18 protein-coding genes are annotated in these 14,334 nt (G+C 35.2%); all 18 read left to right on the top strand.

Annotated features, from left to right (window positions below; all coding sequences use genetic code 11):
- Nucleotides 1–80: 80 nt before the first annotated feature.
- The 18 genes from I2484_RS19775 to I2484_RS19690 all read left to right on the top strand — a co-directional run bounded on the left by I2484_RS19775 (nucleotide 81) and on the right by I2484_RS19690 (nucleotide 14,311).
- Nucleotides 81–1,094, top strand: coding sequence for a serine hydrolase domain-containing protein (locus tag I2484_RS19775; RefSeq protein WP_218628069.1), 1,014 nt, complete (start codon nucleotides 81–83; stop codon nucleotides 1,092–1,094).
- Nucleotides 1,095–1,226: 132 nt separating this feature from the next.
- Complete coding sequence (locus I2484_RS19770; protein WP_207152786.1) at nucleotides 1,227–1,649, top strand: HIT domain-containing protein; 423 nt, start codon at nucleotides 1,227–1,229, stop codon at nucleotides 1,647–1,649.
- 240 nt (nucleotides 1,650–1,889) lie between these two features.
- Entirely contained in the window at nucleotides 1,890–2,621 is a 732-nt protein-coding gene (locus I2484_RS19765; RefSeq protein ID WP_207152785.1) for a class I SAM-dependent methyltransferase, read from the top strand.
- A gap of 236 nt (nucleotides 2,622–2,857) precedes the next feature.
- Complete coding sequence (locus I2484_RS19760; RefSeq protein WP_207152784.1) at nucleotides 2,858–3,457, top strand: hypothetical protein; 600 nt, start codon at nucleotides 2,858–2,860, stop codon at nucleotides 3,455–3,457.
- Nucleotides 3,458–4,172: 715 nt separating this feature from the next.
- Nucleotides 4,173–4,793 (top strand): class I SAM-dependent methyltransferase, encoded by a 621-nt coding sequence (locus tag I2484_RS19755; protein ID WP_207152783.1) that lies wholly within the window; start codon nucleotides 4,173–4,175, stop codon nucleotides 4,791–4,793.
- 154 nt (nucleotides 4,794–4,947) lie between these two features.
- Entirely contained in the window at nucleotides 4,948–5,196 is a 249-nt protein-coding gene (locus tag I2484_RS19750; RefSeq protein WP_186673879.1) for a hypothetical protein, read from the top strand.
- A 156-nt stretch (nucleotides 5,197–5,352) separates the two neighbouring features.
- The gene (locus tag I2484_RS19745) at nucleotides 5,353–5,613 is read left to right on the top strand and encodes a hypothetical protein (RefSeq protein ID WP_186673877.1); all 261 of its coding nucleotides are present in this window, start codon (nucleotides 5,353–5,355) and stop codon (nucleotides 5,611–5,613) included.
- A 167-nt stretch (nucleotides 5,614–5,780) separates the two neighbouring features.
- Entirely contained in the window at nucleotides 5,781–6,227 is a 447-nt protein-coding gene (locus I2484_RS19740) for a site-2 protease family protein (protein ID WP_207152782.1), read from the top strand.
- Between the two features lie 1,123 nt (nucleotides 6,228–7,350).
- On the top strand, nucleotides 7,351–7,584 hold the full coding sequence (locus tag I2484_RS19735) for a hypothetical protein (RefSeq protein WP_207152788.1): 234 nt from the start codon (nucleotides 7,351–7,353) through the stop codon (nucleotides 7,582–7,584).
- A 1,009-nt stretch (nucleotides 7,585–8,593) separates the two neighbouring features.
- Nucleotides 8,594–9,127 carry a dihydrofolate reductase family protein gene (locus I2484_RS19730; RefSeq protein ID WP_207152781.1) on the top strand — a complete coding sequence of 178 codons (534 nt, stop codon included), beginning with the start codon at nucleotides 8,594–8,596 and terminating at the stop codon, nucleotides 9,125–9,127.
- A 150-nt stretch (nucleotides 9,128–9,277) separates the two neighbouring features.
- Nucleotides 9,278–9,943 (top strand): Type 1 glutamine amidotransferase-like domain-containing protein, encoded by a 666-nt coding sequence (locus tag I2484_RS19725; RefSeq protein WP_207152780.1) that lies wholly within the window; start codon nucleotides 9,278–9,280, stop codon nucleotides 9,941–9,943.
- Nucleotides 9,944–9,976: 33 nt separating this feature from the next.
- Nucleotides 9,977–10,426 (top strand): DUF1569 domain-containing protein, encoded by a 450-nt coding sequence (locus I2484_RS19720; protein ID WP_207152779.1) that lies wholly within the window; start codon nucleotides 9,977–9,979, stop codon nucleotides 10,424–10,426.
- 283 nt (nucleotides 10,427–10,709) lie between these two features.
- Nucleotides 10,710–10,976, top strand: coding sequence for a hypothetical protein (locus I2484_RS19715; RefSeq protein ID WP_207152778.1), 267 nt, complete (start codon nucleotides 10,710–10,712; stop codon nucleotides 10,974–10,976).
- Between the two features lie 213 nt (nucleotides 10,977–11,189).
- A complete protein-coding gene (locus I2484_RS19710) occupies nucleotides 11,190–11,585 on the top strand; it encodes a DUF4181 domain-containing protein (protein ID WP_207152777.1) in 396 nt (131 codons plus the stop codon).
- Nucleotides 11,586–11,823: 238 nt separating this feature from the next.
- Entirely contained in the window at nucleotides 11,824–12,120 is a 297-nt protein-coding gene (locus I2484_RS19705) for a hypothetical protein (RefSeq protein WP_207152776.1), read from the top strand.
- A gap of 165 nt (nucleotides 12,121–12,285) precedes the next feature.
- Nucleotides 12,286–12,702 carry a VOC family protein gene (locus tag I2484_RS19700; protein ID WP_207152775.1) on the top strand — a complete coding sequence of 139 codons (417 nt, stop codon included), beginning with the start codon at nucleotides 12,286–12,288 and terminating at the stop codon, nucleotides 12,700–12,702.
- A 210-nt stretch (nucleotides 12,703–12,912) separates the two neighbouring features.
- Nucleotides 12,913–13,260, top strand: coding sequence for a VOC family protein (locus I2484_RS19695; protein WP_207152774.1), 348 nt, complete (start codon nucleotides 12,913–12,915; stop codon nucleotides 13,258–13,260).
- A 541-nt stretch (nucleotides 13,261–13,801) separates the two neighbouring features.
- A complete protein-coding gene (locus tag I2484_RS19690) occupies nucleotides 13,802–14,311 on the top strand; it encodes a sigma-70 family RNA polymerase sigma factor (RefSeq protein WP_207152773.1) in 510 nt (169 codons plus the stop codon).
- The last annotated feature ends 23 nt before the right edge of the window (nucleotides 14,312–14,334 follow it).

Raw genomic sequence — 14,334 nt, 5'->3', positions numbered from 1 at the left:
ACGTTTTTCCTTTCTGTAGACTCTAATGGACAGTATAGCCATCAAGCCTTGGACAGATAACCCCGTCAACAATTGGACCTTTGAATGCAGCATTAACAGTTAAATTCTCTGGAAGCATTATCGTTAAGGAAAATAATGATGTATTAACAGAGTTAAGCTTCGGCTATGCTAATCGTTCTGAACAGATTGAAAATAGCACACATACAAGATATGGAATAGCATCAGGTTGCAAATTTTTCACATCCATAGCAATCTGTCAGCTTGTGGAAGCTGGAAAACTTTCTTTTGAATCGAAATTAGAAGATTGTCTTGATGTGCATTTCCTAAATTTTGATAAAGATATAACCATTCACCATCTATTAACGCATACGTCAGGAATTCCTGATTATTTTGATGAAGAAATTATGGACGAATTTGAGGAATTGTGGGTTAAGAATCCGATGTATCATATGAGAAACTTAGAAGACTTCTTACCCCTTTTCCAGAACCAGCCAATGAAATTCAAAGTTGGAGAAAGATTTCATTATAACAATGCAGGATATATTTTACTTGGTTTGATTGTAGAGGAAGCAAGCAAACTTAAATTTCCTGAATATGTAGAGGAGCATATCTTTAAAAAAGCGGATATGAGTGACGCAGGCTATTTTGAATTCGATACCCTCCCCAGACATACAGCACTCGGTTATATTGACCTTCCAAATGGTAAGTGGAAAACAAATATTTACTCATTGCCTGTAAAGGGTGGTTCAGATGGTGGAGCCTTTGTAACAGTTATTGGTATGGCGAATTTATGGGATTCTCTTTTGAATAACCGATTACTAAATGAAGAACATACAAATAAGTTACTAACTCCATATGTTCGAACGAATAACAAAAATGGCTTTTATGGTTATGGTGTATGGATTGAGAAAAAGGTTGATGAGATCTTTAAATTTCATATTATGGGTTATGACCCAGGAGTCAGTTTCCATTCTGCTTTTTATCCCAAAACTTCAATAAAAACAGTTATATGTTCAAACAAATCCAAAGGTGCATTCGATATTATGAGAGAAATTGAAGAAGAAATTCAAAATAATTTTGAGTTTGTGAAATAATGTACTTAAACTAACGGGTGCTTTACTTGAAGATCGATGAGCTGCTTAGACGGCTCTTTTTTCTTATTCAACTAAAGCGGCAGGTTAGTTGAATAACACAAGAGAAAAATAAACGAAAGAGAGTGGTTTAAAGTGGAATGTTTCGGCTGTAAGTTAGCAAATAAACAGGAACCAGTTTATGTAGTGTGGGAGGATGACTATGTTAGTTGCTTCTTAGACCATGAACCTTATAATGAAGGGCATATCTTAATATTACCTAAAAAACATGTAAGGTATTTTGATGAACTTGATGAAAACAGTGGCAATTCAATAATGAAGGCTGCAAAGCTTCTTTCAAAGGTAGTTAAGGAATTATTTAATCCTGATGGAATCATTATTTGTCAAAATGGAGGTAGTTTTGATGAGTTAACTCACTTTCATATGCACGTTGTTCCGAGATATGAAGGACAAAATTTTGCGGACTTTTATTCCGAAGAATCTGAACAAGTTGTAGTAGATGAATTTGGGCTATCAAATACCAAAAGGAAAATAATCAATGCGATAAACAGTATTTAGAGAACTAATTGCTTATTTCACTAACGGGTGCTTTACTTCAAGAAGGAGTAAAGCCTTTTTTCTTATTGAACTAAAGGGGCAGGTTAGTTCAATAAGTAATCGTTTATAGCGCTAATTTTTTCTGGAAAGTAAATAACTTCCTATTTGACAATTCTGGCAAAAGTCTGCTAAAGTAGATTAATTTGTGTATTTGGCGATGACTCGCCCGACATCTCAAATTATAGAGGAGGAGACGTTTCGATGGAATTTAAAGGACCTAGCGTTTACGATCAAACGGATTTTTTAAAAAATTACATGACTAGAAGAAACAGAAACGATAGTCCAAATAATGCCATCGAAGGACCCATTATCTATGAGTTAATTGGGAGCTTTCAAGATAGTAGCGTCTTAGATTTAGGATGTGGTGATGCATCGTTTGGAAAAGAACTCTTACATTTAGGAGCAAAAAACTACACAGGGGTAGAAGGTTCGGAACAAATGGTGGAAGTGGCACGCTCAAACATACTTGAACAAAACGGGACAATACACTTTGAAACAATGGAATCTTATGATTATCCAAAAGAGGCATTTGATCTTGTGACATCTCGATTTGCAATCCATTATGTTTCAGACATTAACCGTCTGTTTCAAGATGTTCATAAAACACTTAAAGAAAAAGGAATATTTGCTTTCAGTATCCAGCATCCACTTACAACTTCGTCTTTTGCTAGTAAGCAATCTGGAGATAAACGCGGTAATTGGATTGTCGATGACTACTTCCTTGAGGGGGAAAGAAAAGAGCCTTGGATTGACCAAATAGTGGTTAAGTATCATCGAACAATCGAACATTATTTTATAGCACTAAAACAAGCTGGCTTTTCAGTTTTAGATTTACGTGAAGGTACACCGAAGCGTGAACATTTTAGTAGTGAAGATGAGTTTATTAGAAGACAACGAATTCCAATTGTACTGGCTTTTTCGTGTGTGAAGTAAATAAATATCCTAATATGGAATGTTGAACTAACGGTTGCTTTAGTTGAACAATCGGCTGCCTTTACAGGGCAGCTTTTCTTATCGCGTAATGGAGTTAAATACTTCCGTGAACTGGCGTTATGTTAACCTGGTGTGCATGGCGTATACAAACCAGTTCAGCGATCAAATTCCTTCTTCAACTAACCGGGAATTTATGGAATAATAAAGATAACTTAGATATAAATGGGGGAAATGTTATGTATCATAAATCACTAAGGAATTATATTTCAATCATTAGAAAGAAGAACATTAAATTGAAAACTGGAGTCGCCCTATTTATTGTTCTTATTTGTCTTTTAGTTACAGGATGCTCTCAAGCCGAACCACAGGATAAAAATAAAGAGCTCATTCAAAGCTTCCTGGAGTATGAGCTGAATGCTCCTAATGAAGAAGCAATACGTACAATTAACGATCTGGATAAGTGGGTGGAAGAACAGAAGGAGGGTGGACCATTACCATTAGATAGCGAGTATAACACTTATTTAAAGGATACCTATGGACCTTATTTCACGGATAGCGGTTTCGATAGATTCGTTATGACGAGTCAAGCATTAATATTTCACGAAGGAGCCAACAAATACGACTATCAAACAACCGTAACTAAAATTGAAGTGGAGCAAAATAAAGACACTCCAACGAATTATAACTTTACGGCTTATATTGATTATGAAAAAAAAGGAAATGAGAAAATTAATGCAGAAATCACGGGTATAGCTATTATACGTGATGAGGGGATAGAGAAAATAACTTACCTTGGTGACAAGGAGATGTTGAGAACACTAACGAAAGGTGATTAAACTACAAAAGTATTTAATGAAATTTCAAAAGGGATTGCCTGACTAACGGATGCACTTAGTTGGAGTAGATAAGTTGTTGTGAAATGTCGCTCACAATTTACCTTCTGGAGTGTGTGCGGTTTACGATGTTATTTGTATGCTTTGTCCCCCAAAAGAGAATCCATTACTTAAATAATAGGGGCGTTTTTACGATAAGCAAAAACGCTTTTGCACTAACGGGTGCTTTCCTTCAATAAGAAAAGGACTTGTGTATGATTAAATTTCATATATGCAAGTCCTTTTGTTATGCTCTCACAGTCACTTCTCTAGCCCCACAGATAGCTCTATATCAACAATTAGACAACCTGCGCAACCCGATTCCCCCACTTTATTCTCAACGCTCACAGGTGCTACAGACTTGTCAAACGCCACTAAGAGGTTGCTACGCATGATTTGTATGTAACTCAAAGTTGAAGCGATAGAGTGATGACCCTACCGCCTGCTGTTAGTGTTTAGACTTCCTTAGGTAGCAGGAAATCATAGATTACATGTCTGTTGTGCAAATACCAATCTTCTATATCATCACGACATGTCTTGTTTTATAAACGTGTTACACTATACCAATAGACTGATTTTTAAGTTATTCAACTAACAGGGCAGGTTAGTTGAACAAGAAAGATATAATTGGAGATAAATACTGCTTGAAATTGATTTGTTGAATTGGGAGTGAAGCAGTTTGAATAATTCTTGGAATAAATTTATATATAAAATTGGTTCTCCAATTTATGATAAGTTTTTTAATTCGGGTATCTTTTTAAATGCTCGAAAACAAATATTCCAATCAATAACATTTGATAACAAACAAAAAATCTTGTTTGTTGGTGTAGGAACGGGTGCTGATTTAGAGTTAGTAAATTACTCGGGCTTAGATATAACTGCAATTGATTATTCACCTGACATGCTTGGAAAGGCAATAACAAAGTTCGAGGGTTCTACGATAAAGTTTTTAGAAATGGATGCTCAAAATATGGATTTTGAAAACGAATCCTTTGACTATGTAGTAGCAAGTCTAATCCTTTCAGTTGTACCTGATGCTAATAAATGTTTTCAAGAAATTACAAGAGTTTTAAAATACGAAGGAAAAATAATTATTTTTGATAAATTTGCTCCTAAAAATAAAAAACTTTCGTTAATAAAAGTGCTTTTAAGACCCATTATAGAAATATTAGGAACTGATATTGGTCGGAGTTTTGAAGAATTAATCCCTAAAAAAAATAGAAGTATAAAAGTAGAAGAGGATATACCAATTATGATGAATGGAATGTATAGGAAAATAGTAATTTCTAAAATTCATTGATTGTTCTTATTGAACTAACGGGGTGCTTTACTTCAATAAGGAGTAGAGCCTTTTTTACTAACGTGGCAGGTTAGTTGAACAAGGTAATACAGAAAAAAAGGAGAATTTGTTCATATATGGTATTATTCGTTTTATAGAGAAAGGGGTATTTAAAATGACAAGACGAGGTACTGGAATTGCATTTATTGCTATATCTGCTTTTTTAATATCAACGAAATATATAAGTGCTGCAATTTTTGGTTCAGGGGTTTCAAGTTGGAGTCAAGACTTATTCGATGGGATGTTATCTTATGTAGGATATACTTTAAACATTTTTAGTGTGCTGTCTCTACTTGTAGGTATTCTTTATATCGTATGGGGAGAATATGAAGAATTAAAACTTAAAAGGATAACTAATAAATAGTCTTCTTCAACTAACGGGTTGCTTTTGCGAAAGATCCTGGGTCTGCTTAGGTAGCTCTTCTTTCTTGTTGAACTAACGGGGCAGGTTAGTTGAAAATGGCTTAATTTCCAGAAGAGAGAATAAGTAAATATAGAGAGATAACTTGGAGGTGAGAAATTGGAGGAAAACGATAAAGGTATTTTATATATAAACATGTTCATTGGTACATTAGGACTCATCATTATTATAGTAGGGTTATTGAAATATTATGAAACTGTTGGTGGTATAGGTTCTTCATTTGCTTTGTTAGGTTTTCCTTTAACAATGATTTACATGAATTATCTTGAAGGGAAAGCTGGTATTAGTAAAAAAATATTATGGATCAAATCTATAATAGCTATTTTTTTACTGTTTATAATCTCCATCTACTTCAACTAACGGGGCAGGTTAGTTCAATAACTTTGTACATGGAATTTCCATTAAATTAGTAGGTTAACGGTATAAAAATGGACTTTTATTATACTAATAGTCATTGTGTTTAGTATCCAGAAGTATTTTAAACCTTCTTTTTACTTTTCCGTAGATATTAGAAAGGGGATGAAAAAATGGATTTTTTAATAAACTTCGTAATTATCACTTTATTTATCAGTCCTATAATTACACTAATTCACGAATCTGGACATGCATTTTTCTTGAAAATATTTGGTGCGAAAGTAAGTGAGTTTACTATCGGCAACGGTGATATATTTTGGAGCAAAAACAATTTTTTCATTAAGAAAGCCTTTTTCTTTGGAGGGAGAGTTGGCTCCAAAAACCTTAAGATATTAAGTAAAAATCAAAAAACCTTTTTTTACTTAGGCGGAGTTTTCTTTAATTTTCTATCTGCATTAGTACTTCACATATTAACTGGTTATGAATTCCTAGTTTTCCGAAACTATGTGGATAGTTTCATTTTTGTATCGTATCTAACCATTGTAATTAATCTGATTCCACTTAATACCATCGTGGGTGCTACTGATGGTAAACAATTAGTTGAACTATATAGGAATTAATAAGTTATGAGTTTCGTTCTTCCACTAACGGGTGCGCGCAACAAGTTCTGTTATAAGCGCTTTTTAGCGTGAAACTACAGGAGATTTATAAAAAAAAAATTTCAACTTTACAACGGAGGATAGGAATGATGGAGCCATTTTTCCTGAAACTATCCCATCAATACTCCTGCATGCGTCATGATTGACTGGTCATGAGGTGTGAAGCACAGGTAGATTCGGTTGAACTAGGCTGAAGCCATTCTTATGGAAAAGGTATGCCGAAGGATAGACCGCATGGCTGAAAAACTAGATATGGTGAGAATAGTTCCCATATAAAGGAACTGACGAACTTCCGAAGGTACAGGTCTAAAGTTAGAACATGAGGAAACTTGTGTCCCATCCAACGATGGGGTGAATGGTGTAAAGTAAAAATGCACCCTCTGAAATACACTATACCGTACAATGGCGGTATCCAGTTCACAGGCTTAAAGGAAGCACCTACGTTTAGAATGTATAGCTACGTTGTAAGGTACTTGGAAAGTAAGGAACGTTGAATCAAGGGCTGTCACCCGAAACGGTTGCTATAAGCCTTATGGCAAAATGCATTTGTCCTTATGAGGGTAGGGGTACGACCAGTGAAACCTCTGTAATGGAGGTGGAGGAACAGCCCAAAGTCTAGCGATAGGTAATAATTATTTTTCAGCTGTGCATTGCACCGATCGGGTAAGAACGTGGGAACATTATTTCATAATGGAATGATGCCACAGTGCAAGCTCTTCGATGAAGAGTAACTTGAAACTTATAGTTAATAATACCGTCGTTAGATGGAACGCGGAATGACGGGAAACTGTCACGTTCCGTGCGGAGCAGGGGAAAAGCTGGAGATTACTTCAAATGCTTACCTATTGCCAACTTTACTTCAAGAAGGAGTAAAGCCTTTTTTCTTATTGAACTAAAGGGGCAGTTTAGTTGAAGAGCGCTGTTTAACTTGTGTTCAATCGGACATTATGTCGATTTAGAAGTGGCATAAAAAATCCTTTTTTTGCAGATTACAAGTTTTTTCAGAGTCCAGTTATACATTTTAAAAAGAGGTAAATAATATACACGTGGTCCTATGAATGATAGCCGTACAGGAGGTAATACGATGAATCATTTACGAGTTATTATTTACATTTGTATATTAGGAATTTTGATATTTCCCCAAATGTTATTTGCTGAAAGAGAAGAAGGAGTACCATTTTTAATTAACAATGGTAAGTGTCCTAACACGCAAAATTTAGGGCCTGTGAGTTCAGATAATGGCCTTGTAAATGCATTGAATACGATTATTCCTGAGGTTTATAAAGAGGCTAATTGTACAATCAAGTTAGCCACCTAAATTCAAACAAAAAAATGCCATTATAAAATTTCGTGTATCATTGAGGTTGCGAAACAAACAATGAGAGGAAGTTTTATAATGGCACACACCGAGAATACCATACAAAACCGTGAAAATAAACACCTATCCCCTTTTGAGCGTGGTCAAATTTAATTGTTTCGATAAATAGTTGTTATCTCTCAAATTAATTTTACACAATTCTCATAAAAATCGCCTTATTTTACATTACGGGTTCTTTTTAGGGATAATTTATATAGTTTTTTCTTATCGATACAGAAATAGTTCGGCTCCTGATTTTCACGGACAATTTTCTATGGTCCTTTCGTATCCAGGAGCAATCTTGATCATTCGCAATCCATCACAAAATTCATATTTCTCTTGATAGGTAATGGGATAGTGGATAGCTTGCCATAATACATTCTTAACTTCCTCCACTTTCACCTCACATAACACAACTCTACCTACTCTTTTCCCACCAAATCAATTAGGCCGTTTCTAACGGTCTCTTGTCGCTTTGTGGAGACAAGCCGCTCATCTATTAAGGATGCGTGAAAAACAGTTCTGATTCTGAAGCATTTTAGAAATGGCTCGTTTACTTTGTATAGGTTCAAATTGGGCTCGGTTAGATATTTCCCAATAGCTTCTATAACTACAGGGAAACGTTCGCTTAAATAGGTCAATCCTGTATGTTTTTTAACACCGATCGGGTCCTTAAGGGGCTCTTTCTTCTAAATGAACTAACAGGCCAGGTTAGTGAAAGAGCGTTATTTAACTTGTGTTCAACAATCGAGCCATTTAGTTTGTGAGGATGCTCGGTAATTTATTGCCGAGAGGTTCACTTGAATAGCTCATTCTAAAGATAAATGATTAATTGTAGGTTACGTGTATAGAGAATAGTGTAAGTAGCTTCACTTAAAATAACGTACAGGATAATTGAAAAAGGGCAGTAACTTCGCTAATATTACCAGGAACATATATTCTTATGCATGGAGTAAATAGGAGGTTGATTATGAAGAAACAACGGAAGATAGTATTGTTTATTGCTCAAAGCTTGGATGGTTATATCGCTACAAAAAATGACTCTCTTGATTGGTTATTTAAAGTTGAGGGGGAAGGGGATAATGGCTATTCGGAGTTTTTTGAAACGGTGGATACAATTTTAATTGGCAAAAGGACATATGATTGGATTATGGAACAAGAAAAAGGTCAATTCCCCTATCAAAATAAAGATTGTTACGTTTTTTCCAGGTCGCCATTTGACGATACAGCCGAAGTGAAATTTGTAAATGAGGACATTGTTAATTTTACTGATAACCTGAAAAAAGAAGAAGGTAAAGGTATCTGGATAGTTGGTGGTGGAGATATTCTACATACGTTTTTAAAAGAAAAGGTAGTCGATGAACTGATTGTGACAGTTGCACCCACGATCATCGGAGAGGGAATTCCTTTATTTAAAGCAGGCGATTATCAGCTAGATCTAACTCTTGTAGGTACTAGAACTTTCAATCAATTTGTTGAATTACACTACATAGTACATAAATGATCACGAATGTCTTGCAGCACACTGACGCAGTTGTCGCATAAGGTCTGCGTTTCAATCGGGCCAAATTGATGAGTATTGTGTTGGTGACAAGAAAACAGAATAAGTAACGTAGGGAATTAATGTTATTCAAACATTGCTGCGGGGGGACTTATGAAAACTCACTATTATTTAGGTTGGTTTAGCGAATTTTTCCCAGATAATCTGGGTAGGGTGTTACAGAAGGATATAACTGATAGAAAATCGCTTGCTATGATTAGCTCGAATCCATCTTTTTTTGAAGATGATGGAGCTACTGAAAGCTCGTGGCTTGACCATGCCGGCATTATGTTTGATGAATATCATTTAATTAATTATCGCGTACAGAAGGAAGATGCCCAAACGTTAATTCAAAATGCTTCAGTCATTTTCTTGTTGGGTGGAAATACCCTTATACAAAATGGTTTTTTGATGGACTATGAATTGTCGGATTTGATTAAAAAAAGCAGAGCCGTTGTGATGGGAGCTAGCGCTGGTGCGATTAACATGTCGGCTAAATGGTTATGCTCGAAAAACTTTGGATATAAAATTGAAATAAGCTCTGTTTACGACGGAATCGGCCTTGACGATTTTTCCGTCCTGTCTCATTTTGATCTTGAAAATAACATTGCGCTGGTTCAAGGCGAACTGTCTCCCTTATCGGAAGAAATGAATATTTATGCGTCGAATAAGGATTGCGCTGTACGTATAAAGGGAGACAAAATCGACATTATTGGCAATGTATATTTAATTTCCCACTCAAAGATTCAAAAATTGGATGAGACGCTCTTGTTGTGGTGAATGGCTCATTATAATTAAAGGGGATATGCACTAATGAAAACTATTTTTAATCATATGCATGCAGCAGAAATTTTAAGGCGTATTGATAAATTGAGTCCAAATTCACAACCGCAATGGGGAAAAATGGACGTTGCCCAAATGCTAGCGCATTGTTCATCTTTCCAAGACATTGCAATGGGGAATTCTTTTCCACCAAGGAGTTGGTTAGGAATAATAGTAGGGAGGTTTGCAAAACAAATCATTTACAATGACAAGACATTGCCCCATAATTTGTCTACTATTCCAACCATTTTGATCGCAGATGATAGAGAATTTGACACAGAAAAAGAAAAGCTTAAACAAAAGATTGTCACATTCCAAAATAGCGGACCAGAGAAGTGCACAACTCAACCTCATCCTTTTTTCGGGAAACTTACTTCTGAGCAATGGGGTAAAGGAATATACAAGCACCTTGACCATCATTTTAACCAGTTTGGAGTTTAACCATTGAAAAACAAAATGAAACGATGTGCTTCGTAAATTGAAGAAAGTATCTCTAAGCCTAATTACCATTCTCTTTCATAAGATGAACAATGCTTTGATTTATTCTCAATTACTATTTGAAGCAACCAACAGTATGTCTTTTTATAATCTTTTGTTTTGCCTTAAACGGGCGTGATTGTTTAATAAGCGTCTCTGTTCTTATTGAACTAACTGGGCAGGATAGTTCAATAAGGAAAAGACTAAATAGTGTGAATGGATAGGTAGAATAGAATGGGGCGGGAAAATGGAAAGGGAGTTTAGTAAGTATTCCATCATTTTAGTTGTCGTTGGAATTTTTGTTGCATATATGGCTTTCCCACCGATTAATATTACTATTTTGGGTTGGTGGGGAATATTCATTGGATTTGGTGTCTATTTAACAGGCATAATACTTGGTATCGTTGCTTTCTTTAAGAAAGAAAAAGGGTTTATGAAGTATATCTCGTTACTTTCCATTTCATTAGGTGTTTTATTTATTGCATTTCTCTATGCAATCTTGGGTAGAATTTAACGAAATTAATTTGATGACATAATTATACTAACGAAGCAGTTTTGTTCAAGAAGAAAAAATGGACTTTTGATAAATTAATTTAAATTTGGAACTTTTATTCATTTTAAACGTATTAAAGTGAAGGGGCAGGTTAGCTGAACAGTGTTGTTTAACTTGTGTTCAACAATCGGGCAATTTTGTGGGACAAGTTATCTTAGGTAAGGGAGTGAAAGGGTGTTAGTTTTTATTACAGGTGCTTCTATTATTCTTTTGCTATATATCTTAATTAGTCATTTCATTTTAAAAAGAAAATTAAACATTGAAGAAAAAAGGTTACGCCCATTTTCAAAAAACAGAAATAAATTGTTTTTAATTACAGAAATCATCTCAATCATTGCATTAACAGTCATTGGTATTGTTTATATAGATTTTGCTGAGCCAGCGCATTTTTCTCGGACCTTCATTCCGAAACTTATAGTTGTGCTGTTTTTCACTCAACAAGTAATCAGAGGATTGGAGCTCTGGGCGTTTAATCGGGAAGAAAAGTCGTATTATTATCAAACTTTAGGTGCTACGATGTTTCTTGCTTTGTTTCTAGTTTTCTATTTCACGGAAGGTTATCTACCCTAGTCTTTCAAATTATTTATGTCGATGAATCGATTGTATAACTTTTATTAGGAGAGGGTTATTCTTAAACTAACGGGTAGCTTTAGTAAAGTATCATGGGACTGCTATAGGTAATTCAAATTTTTTTCATACAACGCAGCTGTTTGTAGGAGGATTAAATGATATTATCTATTCATGATGGCGTGTTAATTGGGTACTCAGTAAATTTTTTGGAAAATGAATTGCTATTAGATATCGAACGGTGGCAGATGAAATTGTAACTGTTACATTCGAGAATTACTTAGCACATTATTTCGATCATGTAATGGCAGGAAGTATTTTATTTGATATTGAAGACATAGATTTGAATACATTTTTCGTAGGGAACAGAGAACAATTTGAGTCCCATAAATTATATGCTTGGCCGATTTGGTACGATGATACGAATGAACTCGAAAAATACTTACAAAAAAATAATTATAAATGCTATGTTATTAGTGCGTCACTAGGATTAAATGGTTATGCATTTGCTAAGACGCTTAAAATCAAAAAGAAATGATAAGTTGGGTGAGAAAAACTAAAGTTTGTGAAGTATTCTACTTGATCTAACTGGGGATAGTTGAAGAAGGATTAATTTCGAAACAAGAAGGAAAGATTATAATAAGCGTTGAATTTATATAGAGGTGAGTGATTACTGCATCTTTATATCAGGAGGTTTTTAGGTATGTCGAGAGAATTATGGTTGAACCTGCCAGTGCGAGAATCAGAACGGGCGAAGGCGTTTTATACCCAGCTCGGTTTTCGGTTGAATGAACAGTATGCGAGTCAAGACGGCTCATTCAGCGTGATTGTCGGCGACAATCAGGTTGTTTTGATGCTTTTCCCAGAATCCGTTTTCCGCGGTTTTACTAGTAATGCGGTCGCGGATTCGTGGCAGGGCACTGAAGTGTTATTCTCTCTGGGGGCGAACTCGAGGGATGAAGTTGATGAGTTCGCCTTGAAAGCTGAACGTGCCGGCGGAACTGTATTCAGTAAGCCGAGCGAAAAGGATGGCTGGATGTACGGCTGCGGTTTTGCCGATCCGGACGGTCATCGGTGGAACGCGTTGTATATGGATATGAGCAAAATGCCGCAGGGCTGAAAACCCGATTCGCCATTTCGTGACGAGTGTTTAAACTGCAAGTCAAATAAAGTTACTTAACTACCGGGTGCGATTGTTAAATAAAAGCAATCGCGCCATTTTAAGTTTGTGAAGAAATCTACTTAAAGTAACGGGTGCATTTTAGTTGAAGAAGGAACTTGATAATAATTGATAAACTAAAGATTTTAAGACAGATAGGAGTGAGTTACGATGATAAAAGGTTTCGGAGGAATATTTTGGAGAACTGAGAATCTTGATGTTATAAAGAAATGGTACAGTGAAGTGTTGAAGATTGAAATAGATAATTGGAATGGGACTATTATTAAACCCCATTCAGGAAATGAAACTGCCTTTTCTTTCTTTACTGAAGATGACCCTTACTTCCCAATAGAACAGCAAGTGATGTTGAATTTCCAAGTACATGATCTAAACGAGACTATTAAGCATCTTGAACATATTGGTGTACCTCTTGCAAAGGAAAAAGAGAGTAGTGAATATGGAAAGTTTATTTGGATTAAAGATCCTGAAGGTAGACAGATTGAGCTATGGGAGAAATAACGGGTTGTGATCATTTGCTATTAAACTAACGGGTTCGGTTACTGGGGAGAAAACATAAAAAACAGCTTAATTGGGGACACAATTCACATATAAATTGTTGTGCCCCTTTTTGTCGTTATATCAATACTTTAGTGACTTAATACACTAATTGTCATATAAATACGCATGCAAATTGGGGATACCACATAAATTTATGCGATGTGGTTAAAACTTTTGCTTAAACGGTTGCGATCTGGTTATCTAAATGTATGGTCAGTTTTGACAAGAGATAGAGTTTAATTCGAAACGACCTTGTTTTTTGAAGGAACTTGTAACTTTTATGCTAAACTAAATTTATTGATTGTGAAATGATGTTCTTAAACTAACGGTGCACAAAAAAGATGCAAAACAAAATATAAGCATTATTATATGATGGTATGAATCCCATATATAATATGCTTTTTTATTTTTCATAAAAATAATTTGGCACTTCTTGTAACGAATTTGATTTTCATTCTATATATAAGTGTCCAAGCCAACATAAAGGGAAAGGAGGAATTAAGTGGAGGATTTGAGCGATATTTATAAAACCTATGCAAATGAAGTAAAGCTTTTTCTTCTTTGTTTGACATCGAATGTGGATTTAGCAGAAGAATTGACCCAAGAAACATTCTATCAAGCTGTAAAATCCATCCATCGCTACAATGGTGCGTGCAAAATATCAGTTTGGTTATGTCAAATTGCCAAGCATACCTATTATGACTATTTAAAAAAGGAGAAATATAGGAATCATGCAAGCCTTGAACAACTAGGACAAGCTGGTGTAGACTTTCAATCCAATGAAGATTCACCAGATGTAGCTTTAATAAAAGAAGATACACAACAGTCAATTCATATGGAAATTCAAAGATTAAAAGAGCCCCATCGAGAAATTTTTTTACTTCGAACAAAGCTTGACTTAAATTTCAAAGAAATTGGGGTTATCTTTGGAAATACTGAAAACTGGGCGAGAGTTACATATTATCGTGCAAAGTGCACTTTAGCAGAAAGGGTGGATTTGAATGAACTGTAATATTATACAGGACTTATTACCTT

This window comes from Sporosarcina sp. E16_8 (assembly GCF_017347095.1).
In the GTDB taxonomy this organism is placed as follows: Bacteria; Bacillota; Bacilli; order Bacillales_A; family Planococcaceae; genus Sporosarcina.
This window is presented reverse-complemented; position numbering and strand designations above follow the sequence as displayed.

What these genes read in the sequence shown, in the direction of transcription:
- I2484_RS19765 (WP_207152785.1), top strand. Translation starts at nt 1,890, where the DNA reads ATGGAATTTAAAGGACCTAGCGTTTACGATCAAACGGATTTTTTAAAA.
- I2484_RS19760 (WP_207152784.1), top strand. Translation starts at nt 2,858, where the DNA reads ATGTATCATAAATCACTAAGGAATTATATTTCAATCATTAGAAAGAAG.
- I2484_RS19750 (WP_186673879.1), top strand. Translation starts at nt 4,948, where the DNA reads ATGACAAGACGAGGTACTGGAATTGCATTTATTGCTATATCTGCTTTT.
- I2484_RS19740 (WP_207152782.1), top strand. Translation starts at nt 5,781, where the DNA reads ATGGATTTTTTAATAAACTTCGTAATTATCACTTTATTTATCAGTCCT.
- I2484_RS19735 (WP_207152788.1), top strand. Translation starts at nt 7,351, where the DNA reads ATGAATCATTTACGAGTTATTATTTACATTTGTATATTAGGAATTTTG.
- I2484_RS19730 (WP_207152781.1), top strand. Translation starts at nt 8,594, where the DNA reads ATGAAGAAACAACGGAAGATAGTATTGTTTATTGCTCAAAGCTTGGAT.
- I2484_RS19725 (WP_207152780.1), top strand. Translation starts at nt 9,278, where the DNA reads ATGAAAACTCACTATTATTTAGGTTGGTTTAGCGAATTTTTCCCAGAT.
- I2484_RS19720 (WP_207152779.1), top strand. Translation starts at nt 9,977, where the DNA reads ATGAAAACTATTTTTAATCATATGCATGCAGCAGAAATTTTAAGGCGT.
- I2484_RS19715 (WP_207152778.1), top strand. Translation starts at nt 10,710, where the DNA reads ATGGAAAGGGAGTTTAGTAAGTATTCCATCATTTTAGTTGTCGTTGGA.
- I2484_RS19700 (WP_207152775.1), top strand. Translation starts at nt 12,286, where the DNA reads ATGTCGAGAGAATTATGGTTGAACCTGCCAGTGCGAGAATCAGAACGG.
- I2484_RS19695 (WP_207152774.1), top strand. Translation starts at nt 12,913, where the DNA reads ATGATAAAAGGTTTCGGAGGAATATTTTGGAGAACTGAGAATCTTGAT.